This window comes from Vibrio rhizosphaerae (assembly GCF_024347095.1).
Classification (GTDB): Bacteria; Pseudomonadota; Gammaproteobacteria; order Enterobacterales; family Vibrionaceae; genus Vibrio; species Vibrio rhizosphaerae.
Map to the genome: position 1 here is coordinate 647,138 of NZ_AP024903.1, position 20,980 is coordinate 668,117.

Annotated in this window: 22 protein-coding genes; all 22 read left to right on the forward strand. The window is 46.9% G+C overall.

What is annotated here, in order from left to right:
• Nucleotides 1–62: 62 nt before the first annotated feature.
• Complete coding sequence (locus OCV37_RS02945) at nucleotides 63–602, forward strand: polysaccharide biosynthesis/export family protein (protein WP_245609093.1); 540 nt, start codon at nucleotides 63–65, stop codon at nucleotides 600–602.
• A 37-nt stretch (nucleotides 603–639) separates the two neighbouring features.
• Nucleotides 640–2,832 carry a GumC family protein gene (locus OCV37_RS02950; protein WP_038178107.1) on the forward strand — a complete coding sequence of 731 codons (2,193 nt, stop codon included), beginning with the start codon at nucleotides 640–642 and terminating at the stop codon, nucleotides 2,830–2,832.
• The gene (locus OCV37_RS02955) at nucleotides 2,795–3,574 is read left to right on the forward strand and encodes a hypothetical protein (RefSeq protein ID WP_157634852.1); all 780 of its coding nucleotides are present in this window, start codon (nucleotides 2,795–2,797) and stop codon (nucleotides 3,572–3,574) included. Before OCV37_RS02950 ends, OCV37_RS02955 begins: the two co-directional genes overlap by 38 nt.
• Nucleotides 3,575–3,976, forward strand: a complete 402-nt coding sequence (locus OCV37_RS02960) for a VanZ family protein (protein ID WP_038178104.1) — start codon at nucleotides 3,575–3,577, stop codon at nucleotides 3,974–3,976. It abuts the gene before it with no gap.
• A 47-nt stretch (nucleotides 3,977–4,023) separates the two neighbouring features.
• Nucleotides 4,024–5,379, forward strand: a complete 1,356-nt coding sequence (locus OCV37_RS19860) for an O-antigen ligase family protein (protein ID WP_038178103.1) — start codon at nucleotides 4,024–4,026, stop codon at nucleotides 5,377–5,379.
• Nucleotides 5,376–6,707 (forward strand): flippase, encoded by a 1,332-nt coding sequence (locus OCV37_RS02970; protein ID WP_038178102.1) that lies wholly within the window; start codon nucleotides 5,376–5,378, stop codon nucleotides 6,705–6,707. The genes OCV37_RS19860 and OCV37_RS02970 overlap by 4 nt, the downstream gene beginning before the upstream one ends.
• Nucleotides 6,697–7,686, forward strand: a complete 990-nt coding sequence (locus OCV37_RS02975) for a glycosyltransferase family 2 protein (RefSeq protein ID WP_051680269.1) — start codon at nucleotides 6,697–6,699, stop codon at nucleotides 7,684–7,686. The genes OCV37_RS02970 and OCV37_RS02975 overlap by 11 nt, the downstream gene beginning before the upstream one ends.
• Nucleotides 7,683–8,831 (forward strand): glycosyltransferase, encoded by a 1,149-nt coding sequence (locus tag OCV37_RS02980; protein WP_038178100.1) that lies wholly within the window; start codon nucleotides 7,683–7,685, stop codon nucleotides 8,829–8,831. Before OCV37_RS02975 ends, OCV37_RS02980 begins: the two co-directional genes overlap by 4 nt.
• Nucleotides 8,832–8,842: 11 nt before the next feature.
• Nucleotides 8,843–9,382 (forward strand): serine O-acetyltransferase, encoded by a 540-nt coding sequence (locus OCV37_RS02985; RefSeq protein ID WP_038178271.1) that lies wholly within the window; start codon nucleotides 8,843–8,845, stop codon nucleotides 9,380–9,382.
• Between the two features lie 2 nt (nucleotides 9,383–9,384).
• Complete coding sequence (locus OCV37_RS02990; protein ID WP_051680267.1) at nucleotides 9,385–10,410, forward strand: glycosyltransferase family 4 protein; 1,026 nt, start codon at nucleotides 9,385–9,387, stop codon at nucleotides 10,408–10,410.
• Nucleotides 10,411–10,425: 15 nt separating this feature from the next.
• Nucleotides 10,426–11,172, forward strand: coding sequence for a heparin lyase I family protein (locus OCV37_RS02995; protein WP_169739340.1), 747 nt, complete (start codon nucleotides 10,426–10,428; stop codon nucleotides 11,170–11,172).
• Complete coding sequence (locus OCV37_RS03000) at nucleotides 11,162–11,611, forward strand: glycosyltransferase family protein (protein ID WP_038178099.1); 450 nt, start codon at nucleotides 11,162–11,164, stop codon at nucleotides 11,609–11,611. Before OCV37_RS02995 ends, OCV37_RS03000 begins: the two co-directional genes overlap by 11 nt.
• A complete protein-coding gene (locus tag OCV37_RS03005; RefSeq protein WP_038178098.1) occupies nucleotides 11,608–12,081 on the forward strand; it encodes a glycosyltransferase in 474 nt (157 codons plus the stop codon). The genes OCV37_RS03000 and OCV37_RS03005 overlap by 4 nt, the downstream gene beginning before the upstream one ends.
• Nucleotides 12,082–12,108: 27 nt before the next feature.
• On the forward strand, nucleotides 12,109–12,555 hold the full coding sequence (locus OCV37_RS03010) for an acyltransferase (protein ID WP_051680263.1): 447 nt from the start codon (nucleotides 12,109–12,111) through the stop codon (nucleotides 12,553–12,555).
• Nucleotides 12,556–12,568: 13 nt separating this feature from the next.
• The gene (locus OCV37_RS03015; protein WP_051680261.1) at nucleotides 12,569–13,384 is read left to right on the forward strand and encodes a polysaccharide deacetylase family protein; all 816 of its coding nucleotides are present in this window, start codon (nucleotides 12,569–12,571) and stop codon (nucleotides 13,382–13,384) included.
• 306 nt (nucleotides 13,385–13,690) lie between these two features.
• The gene (locus tag OCV37_RS03020) at nucleotides 13,691–14,164 is read left to right on the forward strand and encodes a hypothetical protein (protein WP_261888117.1); all 474 of its coding nucleotides are present in this window, start codon (nucleotides 13,691–13,693) and stop codon (nucleotides 14,162–14,164) included.
• Between the two features lie 82 nt (nucleotides 14,165–14,246).
• Complete coding sequence (locus OCV37_RS03025; protein ID WP_038178095.1) at nucleotides 14,247–15,647, forward strand: O-antigen ligase family protein; 1,401 nt, start codon at nucleotides 14,247–14,249, stop codon at nucleotides 15,645–15,647.
• A gap of 262 nt (nucleotides 15,648–15,909) precedes the next feature.
• Nucleotides 15,910–16,872, forward strand: coding sequence for a porin (locus tag OCV37_RS03030; RefSeq protein WP_038178094.1), 963 nt, complete (start codon nucleotides 15,910–15,912; stop codon nucleotides 16,870–16,872).
• Between the two features lie 82 nt (nucleotides 16,873–16,954).
• The gene (locus OCV37_RS03035) at nucleotides 16,955–17,635 is read left to right on the forward strand and encodes a YccT family protein (protein WP_038178093.1); all 681 of its coding nucleotides are present in this window, start codon (nucleotides 16,955–16,957) and stop codon (nucleotides 17,633–17,635) included.
• Nucleotides 17,636–17,654: 19 nt separating this feature from the next.
• Nucleotides 17,655–18,101, forward strand: a complete 447-nt coding sequence (locus OCV37_RS03040; RefSeq protein WP_038178091.1) for a low molecular weight protein-tyrosine-phosphatase — start codon at nucleotides 17,655–17,657, stop codon at nucleotides 18,099–18,101.
• Nucleotides 18,102–18,449: 348 nt separating this feature from the next.
• Nucleotides 18,450–20,018 carry a polysaccharide deacetylase family protein gene (locus OCV37_RS03045; protein WP_038178090.1) on the forward strand — a complete coding sequence of 523 codons (1,569 nt, stop codon included), beginning with the start codon at nucleotides 18,450–18,452 and terminating at the stop codon, nucleotides 20,016–20,018.
• 120 nt (nucleotides 20,019–20,138) lie between these two features.
• Nucleotides 20,139–20,867, forward strand: a complete 729-nt coding sequence (locus OCV37_RS03050) for a response regulator transcription factor (protein WP_038178089.1) — start codon at nucleotides 20,139–20,141, stop codon at nucleotides 20,865–20,867.
• The last annotated feature ends 113 nt before the right edge of the window (nucleotides 20,868–20,980 follow it).

Sequence of the window (20,980 nt, forward strand, 5' to 3'; positions counted from 1 at the left end):
TTTTCGAGAATGAGTTTTAAAGTTCTGACAGGTAATTGATGTTGAAAATAATATTAAAAAGCATGGTCTTATGCTGCATTTTCTTTTCTTTTTATTCAAGTGCGGCTGAATATAGATTAGGTGCTGGAGATACAATCAGAATTTCTGTATATGGGGAGCCCGACTTATCATATGAGGCGTATCTCATCGATAGTGGGGGCACAATGGATTACCCTTATTTAGGGAGTCTGGAATTAAAACATAAAACACTTCGTGAACTTCGCAATATGATTGTCAGTGGTCTGAAAGGTGAATATTTAGTGGATCCTAAAGTAACAATCAATATTGTGAAATATCGAAATATCTATGTGAATGGTGTGGTGAATTCTCCGGGTGGTTACGAATATCAACCGGGCCTGACTGTTCAGAAAGCGATTGCTCTGGCTGGCGGATTTCTCGCGAAATACCGCAAGACGCGTGGTATCTATTTAACCAAAGATGAAGAAATCGAAGGGTTATCTCAGGATCAGATTGAGGAATTACTGAAAGGTAAGCATGAAGTCGAACTGAATGAAGCGGTTCATCCCGGTGATACGATTTATGTGGTGAGTTCTTTTTGGTAAGTCTGAAAATATAAAATAGATGAAGGCAAGGTAAAACATGCAAGAGCACTTTGAAGATAATGCCAATCAGCAGAATGATATAATTGATTTGACACATTATCTGAATTTAATCAAGAGAAACTGGATCTCAATATTTATCTTCTCAGTATTGGTGACCGGACTATCGGTATTCGTTGCTCTGTCTTTAAAATCGAAATATACCGCAACCGCGACTTTACTGATTGAATCAAAAGAACGACAAGCGATTTCAATTGAAGATGTTGTCGGGATCGAGCCGAATCAGAAAGAATATTATCAAACACAGTTTGAGATATTAAGATCCAATCAGATTGCCGAAAAAGTAATTCATAAATTGGCGTTGGATCAGAAAGAAGAGTTTAATCCGCTGTTGAATCAGGAACCCGGTCTTGTCGAGACGATAAAATCTTATCCCGTTATTGCGGCATTGCTTGGTTCGAAGCATGAAGAAGATGCGCCGGATCCTGAATATATTCGTCAGAAAGTGTTAGATGCATTTAAGAAAAACCTTGAGATTACCCCGATTTTAAAGACCCAGCTGGTCAATATCAGTTTTACATCTGAGGATCCTCAACTGGCAGCCCAAATCGCCAATGAAGTGGGTTATGCCTATATTGAGAATAATCTTGAATCGAAAATCTCCGCAACCCAGTATGCATCGAGCTGGATTACGTCGCGCTTATCTGAATTAAGAGAGCAATTAGCGGATTCTGAAAAAGCACTCTCTGATTTTTTGATCAAAGAGAAATTAATCGATGACAGCGGGATTGAATCTCTTGCCAGCAAACAGTTGGCAAGTTTGACTGAGCGTTTGGCGCAGGTTCGTGATGAACGGATAGAAACGGAATCGGCCTATAAAGCGTTAACCTCTGGCAATGTGAAAGATATCGCTTCTTTATCTGCGATCCCTTCGATCTCTCAGCATCCTCAGGTCATTGATATCCGCAATGCGGAGCTGGAAGCCCAGAATGAAGTCAATGAATTGAGTAAACGCTATGGGCCGAAGCATGACAAAATGATTGCTGCGCAAGCTAAACTCAAGTCAATTGAAGATCAGGCGCAACGTGTGACTCAGAAATTAATTCGGGGGATCGGCAAAGAACTTCAGGCAACAAAAGAGCAAGAAGCGCTGTTGGTCAAGGAAGTTGCGCGCGAGAAAAATGACTTTCAGGACTTGACCGTCAAGAAAAGTAAATATGATTCATTGCAGCGTGAAGTTGAAACCAACCGGGAAATTCTTAATCTCTTTCTGACGCGACAAAAAGAAACCACGGCAACCAGTGATTTCGACTCCACCAGTGCGCGATTTACGGATCAGGCTTTGATCCCACAGTTACCCAGTGCACCGAAACGAAAACTGATTGTCATTGCGGCATTTATTCTCAGTATGGGGATGGCAATTGGCTTTGTTTTGATGCTTGATCTGCTGAAAAATACCATTGAATCGGCGGGTGATTTTGAAGATAAGTTCGGCTTAATTCCGATGGGGGGCATTCCGGTGGTCAAATCGAAACGATTCCGTAAGAAACCCATCGATAGCAGCATCTTTGCGGATGAGAATGAAGTCGGTTTTAGTGAGTCGATTCGTTCGATCCGGACCTCCCTGCTGGTCAATCACATCGACCGACAACACCGGAAAATTGCGGTGACATCCTCATTACCTGAAGAAGGCAAAACGACTGTTGCTCTGAATTTAGCGGTTTCCTTTGCCAAGGTTGAACAAGTTTTATTGATCGATCTCGATTTACGCAAACCGGCGGTTGCCGAACGGTTTGCTTACAAAAAGTATCAACAAGGACTGACCAATCATCTGTTGATGAACACGCTGTTAGATGAATGTATTTTCAAAGATGAAGCGTCAGGTTTATCCATTTTACCGGCCGGAATGTTAGCGGCTAATCCCCAAGAGCTGTTGAGTTCTCCCCAGTTGAAAGCCTTACTGACAGAACTGGAAGAGCACTATGATCGAATCATTATTGATACACCGCCGACGTTACCGGTCAGTGATTCTTTAATCATCGGGCAGTGTGTGGATTCAGTGGTACTGGTGGTGAAAGCCAATGCGACCAAACAGACACTGGTGAAGAAAGCGATGACGAAGCTTATCAGTCATCAAGTTACGCTTGCGGGGGTGGTCGTGAATCAAATCAGCCAGAAATCAGGGGCGCTTGAGTATGAGTATGGTCAGTATTATGGCTATGCGGAAAACTGAGATCTTACCGCATCGTTCTGAGACGGTGGCAATCCGTGGCGCGAAAATTTCACAATATGCGCTGATTGCACTCTCGGTCTGGATGATCTTTTTCTCGGCACAGACTCTGATGGGAAGTTTGTACAGCAATGTCGTCCAGCTCGGAATTGAACGGATTGATCAATCAGGTCACCCGATGGCCGATACGCTTGCGCAGTTGAATCAATTCAGCGACGAGATGTTGTCATGGGACGACGACAACCCGGAACATCTGTCAATGGCCGCTTATACGGCGTTACTCAATAGCTTTGTGGCTGAGGGCGTTGAAAAAGAGCAGTATTTACAGCAAAGCGACCATTATAACTGGCAGTCGATCCGGCTCAGACCTTTGTTTCCTGATGGCTATACTCAGGAAACGGAACTGCTCGCTTTATGGGAAAAGCCATTTGATGATGTCATCGGTGTTTTGAATCGGGCGGCGTTCTTCGGACCATACGAAAAATATACAGCTGAAACGGCCATGAATGTGTTGTTTCAGTATTGGTCGCAGCTCTCCCCACAACAACGCCTCAATGCCGTTCACTATATGACTGCGCATGAACAATATGGACTGAAACGGTGGCGGTTGAATGAAATATTCAAAGTTTCGCCTTACAAACAGCAGTTTTGTAGTGTGGCTGTTTTTATGCGTTTGCCACTGTGGACATGTGGCAACTTATCGGATGCTACACGTGATCATCCTTATTCTCAGGAGGGCGTTTGAATGAAGCAATATCGGATACTAATCTTGGCGGTTGCTGTGGTCGGCATGCTTTCATTGAGTAAGAGTAGTGGGGTGGGGGCGCAATATGTGATTGCGTTGGAGGAGCTGCTGGGCGGAGATAAACATCTTCACTTCCTGTGTGCTTTGATGTTAACCGGTCTGTCGGTTTGGGTCACCAGAACTCAGACGCGTAAGGAGCCGTCTCCCCATTTGATTGGCTGGCCGACGGTTCTCGTTATTACGCTGATGATGTTGGATGAATGTTCCCAGTACTGGCTGGAAAGACGTGAATTTTCAGTTGATGACATGATGACGAATCTGCTGGGGGCCGGGATTGCCTTGTGCATCGCAACCGTGGTGGATTACATCCTGTCAAAGCGCGTCGTCATGCCCAAATCCTGAGCGATGGGGCGTCCGGCTGATGATGACCGAGCACAGAAGTGAGTTCAATGAGATTCCACAAAAACACGCTATACAGTCTTTTAATTTCGTCTAATTTACTATTTTTGACGCTGTCTAATGGTTTGTTCAAACGCCCGATTCTGACGTTGTATCTACTGATGTTTCTGGGATTGTCATTGCGGCCGGCGCTCATCAAGCAGATGTTTTCATTATGCCGGCGTTGTTATCCATTGATGATCGTTTTTGTATGGTGTGCGGTGACGGCCCAATGGTCGCCATGGCCGAAAGTGACCTACTACGAATTGTTCTGGCAGCTGATCTTATTTGGTTATGTCACGCTGTTTGTTCTGCATTTCTATGCCATCAATGCCCGGCGCGTGGTGTATTACACGTTCTGTTTCTGGTTATGTTGTACATATCTTTTGGTCATGAAGAACGATGTGCTGGCCGGGCGGGTGTTAGAAATATCGGGTGCATTTGCCAACAAAAATAATTTAGGGCCGATTATCAGTGTCTTCTTATTCTTCTATCTCTACTCGGTGCAGCGCTGGAATTTATGGCGGGTCGGGATGTTGCTGGCAACATTTTTACTGCTGCTGGCAACGTTATCCAAAACATCCATTGCGCTGTTTGTACTGGTGATTGTGCTTGCTTGGCTGATTTTTTCTTGGGACCGACTGCTGATACATCGTTTCCGCCGGTTCTATTACGGCAGCGGGCGTATTGTCGCATTTGGCGTGTCAGTCACACTTGTGTTGCTGTTCGTGCTTTATTACCGGGATCTGGTCGATTGGGTACTGACGCATGTCCGGGAAGAGTGGTTAACAGGCCGCGGAAAGCTGTGGTTGGTGATGTTGAATCAATCTTACGAAAAGCTGTTCTTAGGCGTGGGTTACTCGGCTGTCTGGGGATTAGGGGACAACAACCTGATCCAAGAAACGGAATTGGCCCAATATGCGCCGGAATGGGTTGAAAAGTTAGCCGCATCGGATGGTGGCTACGTCGATATGCTGATTTCTATCGGTGCCATCGGAACCGCGCTCTTCGTTTATACCATTTGTGATTTTTTTATGACCTTTTATACATCACTGCGGACTCAAAAAAATGTCGCAATCACCAAGTTATGTTTTTGTGTCGGTACGTTTGTTGTGTTGAATAATGTCACTGAGACGAAGTTTTTATTGGGCTCCGGCTTTAGCTGGTTTTGTTTTCTCTTCTGTTATGTGTTGTTGAAATACATCACAGGCAAAGAGCGTGTTTTCAGCCGTCGATCTTTAAACCATCGATCTTTAAACGAACAAGCTTCAGGCCATTGTATTTTAAACAATCGTATTTCAAACAGTCGTATCTCAAACAATCGCATTTTAAATCAGCGGATTTTAAACAATAAAGTGTCGTCATGAGTAATATTCGAAAATTAATTTGGTTCAGCTTAGACAATCTCGGTGGTGTATTGTTTGGCTTGTTTAGTATCGTCTTTATTGCCCGAATATACGGCCCGACGAATATGGGATACCTCTCCTATATTCAAGCGCTGGCGAGCATTCTTTCCTGTGTGTTCATTCTCGGGATGGATAACGTGGTGATGAAAGAATATGTCCGCCACGATGAGAAAAAGCGGGTGTTTTATGCCGTTTCTCTGGTGCGGTTAGTCGGTGGCGTGGTGTTCTTTATTGCAGTTTTTTGTTGGGCCTATTTTTTCAGCAAGACACCGGATGAACTGGTCTTGGCGTTGTCACTTACCGCTTGTGTTACCACTTATTTTGGCAAATCTTCTGCATTTCGGCTGTATTTCCAAGCGACCGAACAACCCCGGATTCTGTCCGTTTCCACCGTGGCATCTCGTGTTGCTGCGATTGTCTATATTCTTGGGGTGATTTACTTTCAGTTGAATTTTGTGTGGGCCATTTTCTATCTGGTGGTCTACTCAGTGGTGGCACAGGTGATTCTGCTGAGGGCGTTTTATCGCGAGACCAAAGATGAGTTGTTCCCTGCGATTGCCGACAGCCTGCGATATGGAAAACAGCTTATCAGCGAATCAAAATTTGTATTTTTCTCTTCGATCCTGTTTCCGATCTTTATGTACTTTGATGTGGTGATCATTGAGAAATTCCTCTCCCCGGAGGCGGTCGGTCTATACGGTGTCGCAACGAAATTGGTCATGCAGTTACTGTTTGTCGGTCATATTTTTGTCTTTGCATTTTTTACCCGGCTCAATCAGGAACTGAACGAAGAAAAACTGGACGGTCATATTTTCAGAAATATTGTCCGCTTGATGATTTATTGTTCTGTCGGTGGCGGTATTTTTGTCAGTTTAACCGGGGACTACATTGTTCATTTACTTTACGGTGCTCAGTATCAGGGGGCGGGGATCATTCTCAAAATCCTGATCTGGAAACTGGTGTTTTCTTACTTCGGAGCGCTGTTTTCCAGAGTCCTGATCATTCGTCAGTGGACCCGTATTGAACTGATTAAAACGATTGTCGCATCGACGGTTTCTCTCTGTGCATCGATTGTTGCGGTACAGGTCTGGGGGGCGACAGGTGTGGCGACGGTATCGGTGGTTTCTTATGCGATCGCTGACTTACTTGCTTATCTGCTGTTTCCCCGGACCCGCATTTTTGTCGTGGTCGTAGTTCAGGAATTGGGGCGTATTGTGTGCCGGCCGATTGAAGCATTCAGACAGAGTTTTATATTTTTGGTCGAGGGGCGTCAGCGTTATGGAAATTAGTATTATTATCCCGGCATACAATGCAGCCGAAACTTTGCCCGATACACTTCAGTCTATTTTTGCCAGTTGCCCGCATGGGGATGACCAGTTTGAAGTGATTGTGATTGATGATGGTTCCGGGGATGCGACCCAGAGACAATTAGAAACGCGTTTTGCGGAGCCATTGCGTACCGGGAGGTTGTGTTATCACTATCAGCCCAATGCCGGGGTCAGTGTCGCGAGAAATACAGGGTTGAATCTGGCTCAGGGGCGTTATATCACCTTTGTTGACGCTGATGATGCCGTGCAGCATGACTATCTCATTCGTCTTTACGCGCTGATTCACCAGCATCCTGATGTCGATATTTTCGAGTTCGGTTATCAGACGTTTCGCAATCAGGTTGAAACCGTTCTGGGCACGGGACATGTCACTCGCTGCCGCGGTCTGAATGACAAGGCCCAAGCATTTGAAGGGGCGGTTTCCTCATTTGTCTGGCTAGTCATGTGCCGTTTGATCCGGGCTGACGTGGCAAAGCGGGCGACGTTTCCTGCCGGCGTGAAATACTGTGAAGATTTGATGTACCTGTGTACGGTGTATACGCAGGCGCGTACCTGTTACGCCAGTGATCAGACCTTGTATCGTTACCGGATTGGTGAAACCAGTGCGATTTCCCGGGTGACGATGGCGCAGTGTCAGCGGGTACGCGATTTTCTCAATGTTCATGTGTTTGCTGATCCTCGGGATAATTGCGGTGAACACGGGATCGAATCAACCGATACTACTCATCTCAAAACGATTGTGGACGCGAATTTGTATTATATGTGCCACTCGGCAGGCAAACGGACGATGCCATTCTTTGATTTTTGCCGTCAGGTCAAACGTCTGCCGGTACTGACGATTTGCAGACTTTATCTTCAGGGGCTGTTATCCCGTCGTAAAACGATGATCTGTCTCTTTCCCTCGATTTATTTTTTCGGCCACAGGATGAAACGGCGATGAGAATTATTTTTCGTATTTCTTATATGGGATTCGGCGGCGCAGAACAGGTGTTTCTGTCCGTTGCCAGAACATTGATGCAGGATCATGCGGTGTTATTCGTCACCGACCGTAGCGAGGGGGCGAGTTACACCACACTATTGAATGAAAACATTCCGGTGCGCAGTCTGGATGTGCCGCGAACGTTTATGAGTCTGTGGCGTTTTAAGCGGGTGATCGAGGACTTTAAACCGGACGTGATACTTTCGGCTTATCCGGATACCAATGCGGCTTGCTTGCTGTCCGCTGCAATTGCGCGTCACCGGGCCAAAGTTGTGGTGAGTGAACACGCCTCGATCGTGGAACATTTTCAGCATAAATCAGTGCTGACACGCTTGAAAGTCCGTCTGATTGTGCAGTGGCTTTATCGTATGGCCGATCGGGTGGTGGCGGTTTCCGAAGGGGTGATGAACGACATCGTGCCGCTGATCAAACAGGCCGATAAATGCTGTTTCATTCATAACCCGGTGCGCTTTAATCAGGCAGCTCCCGCGCAGGAGGCGACCCCCGTTTCACAGTCTGTTGAGCGGCCTGTAAACGTCCCCGGTTCAACAGAACCAGAGACGGTGACCAAAACGATTCTGGCGGTTGGGCGTGTCACCCCGCAAAAAGATTACATGACTTTACTTCGGGCTGTCTGTGCCCTGATAGAGACCCGACCTCAACATGATATACAGGTCATGATTGTCGGTGGCACCCATGATCAGGCTGAAATGGCCCGGTTAACCGAGTATATCGATCAGCATCATTTACAGTCTTACATCACGTTCATCGGGTTTTCAGATCAGGTGGAACGTTATTACGCGCAAGCCGATCTGTTTGTTCTGTCTTCCGCGTGGGAAGGATTTGGCAACGTGATTGTTGAGGCGCTCGCATTTGGTGTGCCGGTCGTGTCAACCGACTGTCGCAGTGGCCCCGCTGAAATTTTACAAGGCGGCCAGTTTGGCCGGTTAGTCTCCGTCGGTGATAGTGCCGCGCTGGCCAGAGCGATGAGTGATGAGCTGGCAACGCCTTCTTGTTCTCGTGCCGCACGTTTAGCGCGCGCAGCACAGTTTTCTGAGCGGGAAATCAGTGAGCGTTATAAAACGCTCTTTGAAGCATTGGTTTAAGGTTTTCGTAGATGTTGAATCATATCAGAGCAGATGTCTTTCGTTGGTATGGAAGATACAGCACATTACTACTCGTGAAGGCTTTTCTTAGCCAGAAGGGATTTCGGTTTGTTTTGTTGATGCGATTGGCAAAACATAGCCGGCATATTCCGGGACTCAATCTCTTGTTTATCTTGCTCTATAAGGTAGCCAAGATCATTTACACCAGTGATGTCAATTATCGCGCCTCGATTGGTCCGGGGCTGAGAATGCACCATGTGTTCGGTACGACTTGGGGAGAACATGTCACGATCGGCCGGAATGCAACGATTGTCCACAATGTCACCATTGCCGGTAAAAACGGTGCGTGGCCGACCATTGGTGACAATGTTTATCTCGGTTCGGGCTGCTGTATCCTCGGCGGCATTCGTATTGGTGATAATGTGGTGGTCGGCGCCAACGCAGTGGTGACGAAAGATGTCCCTGATCATGCCATTGTGGCCGGTATTCCTGCCAAAGTGGTATCAGAAAAAGGGTCTGCGGAATTGATGGTCAACCCATGGAGTGACTGAGAATGGAAATTATCGTATTAGGCACCGGTCAGAATGGCGGAATTGATGCTGTGATTAACAATCTGAAGCTCAATTTGAATCAGCAGTTTCGTTATCGTCGGTTTATCAGCCATAAAGGGGAACATAAATTATCCGACCTGATGCTGGCATTATGGGGATTGTGGGTCGTTTTCTGGTTATCTCTTCTTCCCGGAGAGCGTATTTTTCACCTGCACATGTCTTATCGTGGCAGTTTCTGGCGTAAAAGAATGTACCTCAAAGTGGCGCAGTTTTTTGGGCGGAAGGTGTTGATTCATCTGCACGGTTCAGAATTTAAAAAATTCTATCAGGGCAGTGATCGGGGTGTGCAGCAGAAGATTCGAGATCTGATCTGCGATGCGGATGCTTTTATCGTCCTTTCGGAATCATGGCGTGAGTATGTCGAATCGATCCTTGAGTCCTCCCGACAAGCGAATCTGGTGGTCTTACCCAATTTTGCCGTCGTCGCACCCTCTCCGGAATCAGAAGGGCAACAAAATCATGTGCTGTTTTTAGGGGCACTGATTGAGCGCAAAGGGATTTTTGACCTGTTGCGTGCTTTACGTGCGTTACCGGATGTCGTTTTGCATGTCGGTGGCGGTGGTGATGTGGCACGTTTTCAGCAGGCGGTGGCTGAATTCGGGGTTGAGAAACAGTTGGTATTTCATGGCTGGATTGATCACCAGCAGAAAGCCCGGCTGATGGCTGAAACACAGCTTCTGATCCTGCCTTCTTATAACGAAGGATTGCCCGTCGTGATTCTGGAAGCGATGGCTGCCGGACTCCCGGTTTTGTCAACCCCGGTCGGAGGGATTCCTGAGGTGATTATCCCTGAGCAGACCGGTTATCTGGTGGATCCGGGAAATGTTGAACAGTTGACGACGATGATTCGTCAGGCGCTCGATGATGAGCGTCGGTTAAGCATGGCTGCGAATGCCAGAGCGCTTTATCAACAACATTATGATGTGTCGGTCGTGATGCCGCGCTTAGAAAAATTATACGTCAGTTAAGGTTAGGTTATGATCATGAGGAAAATGCTATATCTATGTCTCTTTGGGGGTTTGGGAAGTTATTCAGCGATGGCGACGGCCTGTTGCAGTAATGAGGAAAAGACTGCCGAGCTGAAACGGGTGATTGAATATAATCAACCCGCCGAACAGTTCTTTTTTGAAGCCAATCCGAAAGCCATCGCGATGAAAGACGATGGGGTGCAGTTTATTCTGAACGGGAATAATTCTTATATTTTTAACGGTGAACGTTCGGAAGTGAGTGTCCAGAGCCCCTATGAGGTCGGGGATACGATCCGTTATCAGTTCTCTTTTAAACTACTGGACTCGCCGGTTTTTTCTCAAGGATGGGATGGTGTATGGGTGATTGTCGCCCAGTGGCATGATCAACCGGATCCGAGAAAAGGAGAAACCTGGTCCAATTATAAGAGCAGCTCTCCGCCGCTCTCCTATCAGCTCGAATATGATGATCAACTGTATCTGGTACTGCATACGGCGAATCACGATGAACGAATTCCGGTCCGGCCCAAGCAGCAAATCACCTGTCGTACTCAGGTGCATTGGCTCTATAAGACCGATGGACGGGTTTCCGGCTGGTGTGATGTAGACGGGAAACGTCATTCGTTTGATTTTGCCGATAAGATCATGCTGAACGATTACTACCACTATTTTAAGTTTGGTTTATATCGCGACAAAAACATCGATGAATTGATGGGCATCGAATATAGCGCGCTGACGATCAATGAGGTCAAGAATGAAAAATAAAATATTGCTGGTGGCTTCCCCGGGCGGGCACTTTGTTCAATTGAGCCTGCTTTCTGAAAAGCTCGATTGTTGTGACCGGGTGATCGCTGGGACTTACGACAATCAGCCCGGCTTTATGGCGGGAGAGCGCTATTATCAAATTTCTGACTTTAGCCGGGATACGGCTTATCTCGCGGTTAAAGTGGTCTTCCAGTGTTGGCAGATCCTCCGCAAAGAACGCCCGTCTCTGGTGGTGACCACCGGGGCGGCACCCGGGCTGGTGATGGCACTGCTGAGTAAAATGAGCGGGATAAAAACAGTCTGGGTTGACAGTATCGCCAATTCGAAAAAGTTGTCGCTTTCAGGGCGGCTGGCCGCTCAATGTCGGATTCATGTGATCTCGCAATGGCGCGAAGTCGCTGAATCCCATCAGGTGACCTATCAAGGAAGAGTGATATGATTTTTTTAACTGTAGGGACACAACTGCCGTTTGATCGTTTGGTTCAAACGGTGGATCAACTTGCTGAAAAATATCAGCTGGATGTGAGCAGCCAGATTGGTGAATCTGACTATCAGGCCAAGTCGATTCAGAGTGCCAAGTTTTTTGCGCCCGATGAACTGGATGAGCAGTTTCGTCAGTCTGAATTGATCATCTCTCACGCCGGGATGGGGACGATCATCAATTGCTTGCGGATCCGCAAGCCGTTAATTATTTTCCCCCGGCTGGCGCAGTATCAGGAACATCGCAATGATCATCAGTTGGATACCCTGAATTCATTTTCAAATGTGAAGGGGATTTATACTGCCCGGGATGAACATGAGCTGGAAGCGTTGTTGCGTGATTATCAGACACTCGCGGCGCCTGAAGGGCTGGATACACCGGAACGAGATCAATTGGCGCAGTACATCTTGTCACTGGCCAGCGCATGATGACCAGACGTAGGGTAGATATTTACGATGATGAAAAAAATAAAAGATTTTATCCAAATTCAGCTCCGCCAACGTCTTCTCTCTTTGAATGTGTGGTATCTCAATCGTTTTTTTGGAACCCATATCGACGCAACGGCAAGAATTTCTTTAAAAGCGAAAATCGATAAACGTAATGGCGATGGGATCTACATTGGCGAAGGGACATACGTTGCGTTTGGGGTCGCGATTTTGGCGCATGATATGTGTCGCCATCTCAAAGCGGATGTGAAGATTGGTAAAAATTGTCATATCGGCTGTAATTCGTTGATCTTACCCGGGGTCACGATAGGTGATTCATGTATTGTAGCGGCGGGTGCGGTGGTCACCAAAGATGTCCCGTCTAACACGTTAGTGGCTGGTAATCCGGCTATTGTCAAAAAAGAAGGTATTCAATTGAATCGACTGGGGATTTTCCCAAAAGATTCAGTTCAATAATGGAAGTGAATGCATGATAGGTATCAACAATCAACGTCAACATCGGCTAAAGTTAAACATCAGCAGTTTTTATCTCGGGATACTCATGGTTTTCGTTACACCGCTTCAGGCAAGTGCCGGTAAAATCACGTTTCCGAATGGGGCTCATGTCGCGGTTCATCTGTCATACGATGACGCGCTTGCGTCTCAGTTGGAGCACGCGGTGCCGGTGTTAGATCAGTACCATATTAAAGGATCTTTTTATCTGCTCCCCGGTTCTGCAACACTCAATAATCAATCGCAGGTTGATGCCTGGAAGAAAGTCGCACAAGAAGGGCACGAGCTGGGAAATCATACCGTGTTTCATCCGTGCTCTTCTCAAGGACCGGACCGGAGTTGGGTCAAGCCCTATGCATCGCTGGAGCAGCGGACTCCGGAATGGATGGCAGCGGAAGTGAAGATGGCAAATACGTTCCTGTTTTTACTCGATGGGCAAAAGAGTCGCACGTTAACGCCACCATGTTTTGAGACGATGACGGGGAGCGGTGATTATCTGTCAGCCGTACGGCCTTTGGTCGCCGGAGTCTACGGGCAAACATTACCCAAGCCGGAAGAAGTTTACTGGTCTGCTCATAATGTCTCTGGAGAACAGCTGATCAACTACATTGAACACTCGGCTGCGAATCCGCAGACTAAAATTATCGGAATTAAATTTCATGGTGTTGGCGGCGATTATTTATCGACCAGTGATCAGGCACACCGTGAATTAGTACAGTATCTGGCCAAACATCAGGATCAATACTGGGTAACAACGTATAAAAATATTGTTGATTATATTCATCAGCAATAACACTTGCCGCGATAAATAATTTTCCCCGCTCTCGGAGACTCATTCATCGGGTTACTATTCAATGAATGAGTCTCATCAATGTATATTTCAGAATCTATTTGTCTCACTATTGATAATAATAACATTTGCTGATTTTATCGTCTTGTTTTACGCCCCCGAATCCCCCTATAGTTTGAATCATTGAATGCATGTAGCTGTCTGCTCAGCCTGAATGGTTATATACATGAACAGATGGGATCGTCATGATTAAATTTGGCATAACGACGGGTGGACGGGGAAATAATGATGAAACTCAAAGGATTGACAGTGCATATTTTATGGAGTGTCGGATTGGCATCTTCCGTCATGGCTGCACCGGGGAACGGCACTCAGGCTAATACCGTTTTGGCAGCCGCTTCCAAGGGTGAACAAGCGCGAATCGAGCAACGGGTTGAACGATTGTTTGTGACCAGTGCGCCGCTCGATGTGGTTCGTATTATGGCGGAGGAAAATCCGCTGGATGCACCGTTAGTGCTTCAGGCGGTGTATCGCAAAGCACCGAACGAATCCCTTGAAGACCTCGTCTTGGCCGCATTTAATGCTGCGCCTGAAGCGGCGCTGGCAATTGCATCAATGGCACTTGATTTGGGCTTAGATGCAACGCTGTTACCGGAACTGGCGATTGTCGCGAATATTGACCCGACAACTGTTGCGCAAGCCACTGCAGCGGGGCCGGCTCCAACCCAACAAGCGCCGATTATCCGGCGTCACCTCCGGGGAAGTGGTATTTCTCCCAGCTAATGCCGGGCTCAGCATGTACATCGGGGCATGGGTTTATCGTTCCAACACGACCTGAACATGTTCATCTTAAACGGGGATACATATGACGCGGATCGAACGTGGATGCTGGTATTCTTTATTGCTCATGCTGGTCTGGCTGCCGATTCCGCTCGGGAGCCACAGAATGTGGTCATGGTCGATATTTGAAATCTGGATAGCCTGTCAGACGCTGTTACTCACCGTCTCTTTATGGCATCAGTTTCCCTGGCAGAAAATCCGAAAATTTGTCTGGTTGTTGGCACCGCTGAGTCTTTTCCAGTTGTGGGTCGCCATTCAGGCAATCCCATTGCCGTTAGAGGTACTCCGTGTCATTGCACCGGATGTGGCTCAGATTTATCGTCAGGCAGGGGCCGATGTCGGCAGTCTTTCTTATGATCGTTATGCGACATTCACCGGGCTGATGAAAGGGATCGCTTATACGCTGTTTGCGCTGAATGCGGTGATTTTGATCGATTCCGTCAAGCGTGTGAAAACTGTGCTGTATGCGTTGGTCATCAGTGGCACTTTTCAAGCGTTTTACGGGGGCTTGACCATATTATTAGATGTCCGTCAAAGCTGGGTATTTCACTTGCCGCAAGGCAATCGGGCCACAGGGACATTTGTTTATTTCAATCATTTTGCCAATTATTTGGTGATGTGTTTATGTCTGGGGATTGGACTGATTATTTCGCAACTGCATCAGACTGAATCCGGCTCTTGGCAGGTGCGTATCCGGCGTTGGTTCAGTGCGTTGCTGTCCGCCAAAATGATGCTCCGTTTATGTCTGATTGTGATGGTGATTGCTCTGATCATGACGCGTTCACGCATGGGGAATGCAGTTTTCTTTTCGGTGATCGCATGTGGCGGGGTCATTGCTCTGTGTTTTTATCAGCGCAGACCGAGGGCACTGACGGCATTGATTATTTCCATGATGCTGATTGATACATTGCTGGTCGGTACATTGTTTGGGATTGATAAAGTGAAACAGCGTATCGAATCCACTTCCGTTGCGGCTGAGACGCGTGATCAGGCGGTGGCGTGGAGTCTGGATATCATTCGTGATTATCCGTTGAGCGGTACGGGATTAGGCAGCTTCTATTCGACGTTCCCTCACTACACGCACTACAATATCGGCTATTACAACTATGCCCATAACGAGTATATTCAATTCGCTGTCGAGGCCGGGCTCCCTGCGGTTGTACTGTTAAGTTTACCGATACTGATCGCACTATGGTTTTGCTTCAGGGGGATCAGAACCCGACACAGTAAAACCTTAAAAGGAACCGCATTAGGCTGCCTGATGGGCATTTTGGCGATGCTGGCGCAAATCAGTGTCGATTTTCATCTTCAGGCTCCCGCGAATGCGGTGACGTTTATCCTGATTCTGGTGCTGTCCGGTTGTGTGAGATACATCCAGATTCGTCCGGCGAATCATTCTGTTGCCGCTGAAATGGCGACTGTCTGAGCGTCACTGTTTTATTTCATGATGGTGCAACCAGACGAGAATTTGTTTTATTCATAAGAATTATACGAGAAATATTTTTATTGATTGAGCGCTGAACAAGAACTTTCATGAAGTTGACGTCTGTGCTTTTGATTTATGGATTAATTCAATCGTTTTGCACTCGCAAAATATGACGCCAAACCTGGGTCGTAAATCGTTTTTACTGAAATTTTTTGTAGAGATAAATAGGACGTCAGTACGATTAAAATAATCGGGGAATAACATGAAAAAAACATTAATTACGTTAGCAGTGGCGAGTAGTGCTTCGGTGACTCATGCCGCGGAAATATATTCACTGGATGGTGTGACTGTTGATTTATCCGGGGAAGTGGATGTGCAGTATTATAAATCTCAGGATAAAAGCAAGCATTCTGAATGGAATGTCAACGAAGCGAAATTTGGCTTTGATATGACCTATGAGCTGACCGAAGATTTGGTGGTGGGTTCGCATATGAATGTCGATGCCAATGATGAAGAGGATAATAGCTCGATCCGACGCGGCGATGTATACGGTAAGATCATCTATCTTCAGTCTCATACCATTAGTTTTGGTGCGCAACCGACGATTTTGGATGACTCCGGTATCGGGGACGACTATGAATTCGGTTTTACCTCCTTTGTTGAAAGTGCCAAGAACGAAGGGGATCAGGTGATTAAATATAAATATGACGGCGGTGAAATGTTTTATGGCGGGCTGGCATATTTGGAGAATAAGAATAATACCAATGCTTCCGGGAGTAACGATGATTACCAGCTCGATGGTAATTTAGGAGCAAGAGTCGAAGACTTTGATTTTACCATTTTTCTTGCTCAGGCTCAGAAGAATAAAATGGATATTCGAACCTACGATCTGGAAGTCCGTTATCTGTATGGTGACTGGCAGTTTGCGACAACCTATGGTGTTTCTTCGACGGAGCAGGAAAATGCATCGGATCGGGATAAATCAACCTATGGTTTGACGGTGAGTTATAACGATGGCGGACGGTTTGAATATGCTGCCGGATGGGCGGTTGTCGAGACGGATCATAGCATCAGCAACGCTGTGCCAAACGGTGATGTCAATGATTTCTATTTCAATGTGACTTATGCATTGTCGAATGATGTCGCAATCTATGCCGAAGTCGGCCTGACCGATCAGGATGATCAAGAAACAGGTTACGTGGTCGGTATGGATACAACATTCTGATCTTGTCGGATGTCACGGCGCGATTGTTCAGTCGGGCCAACGCGGGTTCATGCAAATATCAACATCACCTCAGGGAGTCATTTTGAAACGTATTCTATCTATTCTTGGACTGCTCGCCGGGTGTTTTTCCGGTGCTGTATGTGCGGCAGAACTGAGCTTGCCGGGCAGTGTGGCACTATTGGCTGTTGATGGGCAGAAAGTGGAGCATACTCAGATGATTCAGTTGCCGGGAGGGACGCATCAGTTTGTATTCCGGTACGAAGAATCATTGCGGTATGGTTCCCGGAAGAAGAAATATCAGTCAACACCTTTGGTTGTGTTCATCCCGTTTTCAGAATCGGCGTCAATGGTTCTGAGTCATTCGCGTTTTCGTGACTATTCAACTGCGGAATCTGCATTTGAAAATGGAACGGTGGTGTGGCAATTAGTCGATTCGCAGGGTAAATATACGGCTCTCCAACCGGTTGAACTGCCGGGGAATCCCGGTTTTCTGCCTTATCAGAATATTGAAGCTGCTATTGCGCGCTATAATCGCCAGCAGGGGATTTCGCGCTTATCCGGCGGCACGTCGTCGCCCCGGACTGAGTTGTCTCCGTCCATGTCCAAGTCACCGCAATCGACAGATACGGGGCAAACCGAGATTGCTCAGCCATCAGATTCCCGGTCTGCTGATCATTTTGTGCCTCAGATTCAGGCTTGGTATTTACAAGCAACTGATGCACAACGTAAAGCCTTGCTCAAGTGGATGATTGAGCAACAATAATGCTTCGAAGAGATGCCTTATGTTTGAAAACATTCTCGTGATTTGTGCCGGGAATATCTGCCGTTCTCCTTATGCGGCCGAACGGCTTCAGCGCCTCATGCCATCTTATTCGGTGTGCTCTGCCGGATTAGTGACTGAGAAAAGTGGACTCGTCGGTGCTCCGGCTGACCTGACTGCGCAAGATATTGCCTGTACATTGGGGATCGATCTGACCGGTCACCGGGCACAACAAGTTACCCCTGCTATGGTTGATTGCTGTGATTTAATCTTAGTGATGAATCTCAATCAGATTGATATGCTGAGTCGCATGTTTCCGCAAGCACGTCATAAAGCGATGCTTTTCGGACATTGGCTGGGGATCAGTCAGATTGATGACCCCTATCAACAACCCCCGGCAGTTTTTCAACAGGTTTATACTGTGCTCGATCGTGCTGCGCAAGCTTGGGCCGATAAGATCTGTCAGTAAACCTCATTCCCCCACAGATTGACTGTTTTTCAACCTAAATGGTCAGTCTGTGCCATATTTATAGATACGTATCATAATAAAATTCCCCTAACTTTTGTCATGCTTCCCAAAATAAGAAGGCTAAACATATACATACAGCAATCTTACTTTTCTCTGTTATTTCAAATTGTTTTGCCATGCATGATCGCGCCTGATGAATGAACGACGTTGCTTGTTTGAATTAAATGGATTCGTATGGGTGTTTTTATTCAGTCGTTTTTGCTGAAACAACATCTAAGGTAATTCGGGGGACTGCCCCCGGTTCATAATCAATGAAACCGTCTGTTTTTATGATGAGGGAGAGAAAATATGCAGTTAGCTAGGTGGCTTTTATCTTTACATCACCGGTTACTCGGTGGTTTGTTACTGATTTGTTTGACGGCAGTTGCTGTCACTACTCAAGCCAGTGAATCGGAATCAACAAGTCTGCCCACGCCGACATTACTGGAAAGTTTTGACTCGATGACGGGGTGGTCCGTCAATCGTGGGGGAACCTTCCGGCAGGTTTGTCCGGTGACGGAAGGGCAGGGAGCCATGGCTGTGTTGGGGAAGGGTAAAGAACTGTCCCATGCCATTGCCCAGAAGCGTTTATCGGCGTCGATCAATTCGAATGATATGGGCGTGATTGCCTTTGCTGTTCACAAAGCGTTACCTCGTGTGACGAGCAACCTGAATGTCAGACTGGGAACCGCTGGTGGTTCGTACACCGGCATCAATTATAATCTCAATGTCGCCAATCTGAATTCGAATGCACCGCTGAAAACGTATTGGATTGCATTTCATCAATCAGAAGATCCCTTGTTGTCTCAATCGGTTGATGTCACCAGAGTTCGGGTCAGCTCACCGGCTCGTACCGCGCCTTATTTGATCAACAATACCATTGATTCACTATATGCGAATGCAAAAGGTCAACCCACCGTCGTCATCGGTTTTGACGATGGTGAAGATACGATAGAAAGCATTGCTTATCCCTATATGGCGCAATATGGGTTAGTCGGCACTATTTATGTACCAACCGAGCAGGTTGGGTGGACGAATCGGTTAACTTGGGAGCAGATTTCGATGTTGTCGGATGCCGGCTGGGCGATTAGCGTGGATGGTTCACCCGATGATACGCCGATGACCGATGCTGCGGATGTTGCCACTGCCGTTACCAATGCGACTTCCGCGTGGGATGCGTTGAAACAACATGGCCTTGATTCCGAGGCGATGTACCATTTCTGTTATCCCGGCGGGAAGTTTTTTGACACCAAGGTCCGGCCGATTCAGGTCACATCGATGACTTCCGATGGCTCAAATGTGGTGACACTGGATAGCAATTATCCGATTCATGTCGGGATGCGCGTTTATGGTTCAAATATTCCTAAGAATACCTATGTCATTAATGGTGGCGGCGATGCAGTCTCTTCGGTCACTTTGTCACAAAAGATTCCGCCACAGAACTTACCCGCGATGTTTAACGATGAGTCGGGGGAGTTTTATTTAGATAAACTGCCAGAGGCACTCCGGGATGCCGGGTTTAAGTCCGGACGAATTACCGTCGGCGGGGATATGTACACGCGTTTTGGTTTTGGCGGCCGGGAGATGACCACTATTGGTCAGGGCGTTTCTTATATGACATTTAATCAGTTTTCTCCGTTGTTAGATCGCGTGCTTTTACGCGGTACGACGCTTGAAACCTATTTTCACCGGATCGTGCCTGACCCGGAAGAGGGGTGGACACCTGATACACCCAATCCGGGGATCAATGTGTATGAGTCATTTTTCAAAGCCTACATTGATGCTGTCGCTGAAAAGGTTCAGGCCGGAGAACTGGTGGTGCTGACCAAACCGCAGTGGTATGAGCGAGATATTAAAAAGACAGTGCCTGAATCATAGATACTGTTTTCTGTCCTTTCAGCCCGACTGAGGTGATTTGGTACAAAATACTACATTCTTTTGGGCTGAATTTCGTTACACTGGTTTCGATAGTCATTTGATTTTGAGGAGCCAGAAATAATGACCCCCTACCTGAATTACAATAAACGTATTCTTCTGGTGGAAGATGACGTCGAGCTTTCTAGCTTGATCGCGGATTTTTTGTCTCGCTACGGTTTTGACGTGATGACGGTGAATAACGGTACTGATGCGATTAAGCAAGTGGCTGATCTTTCGCCGGATCTGGTGATTCTTGATGTAATGTTACCGGGGATGAATGGTATGGAGGTTTGTCGGGAGCTCCGCACTTTTTATTCCGGCTATATCTTGATGCAAACGGCTTTAGACGATGATGCTGACCAGATGAAAGGACTGGAAATCGGTGCCGATGATTATGTGATTAAGCAGGTGCAGCCTCATTTATTACTTTCCCGGATTTATGCTTTATTACGGCGTTCGGAACGAAAATCATCCCATTCCAATATAACGATGGAACCCTATACGCTGGTCTGCGGACCATTGGTGATTGATTTAAGTAATCGGACCGTTGTGTTGAATCAGGCGCCCGTTGAAACGACCACTGCTGAATTTGAACTCTTGGTTTTACTGGCCAGTACGGTTGGTAAAGTGGTCAGCCGGGATGAGATTCTGCAGAAAATCCGTGGTTTTGAATATGATGGTTTAGATCGTTCGATTGATCGCCGTATCTCCCGATTAAGACAAAAGCTCGTGTTGGACGATGGTAAAGCGCTGATCAAAACCATCCGGGGGGTTGGCTACCAGTTGTGTGTTTATGCCGAAGAGGATTAATTCTGTTCCGCCATCACGTGGTATGCAGCGGATAGCGTTGACTCCGGGGAACGGAGTCAGGCTTGCCGTTTCCTCAAAAATTCAATGAACTGGGCCGCAATCGGATGTTCAGT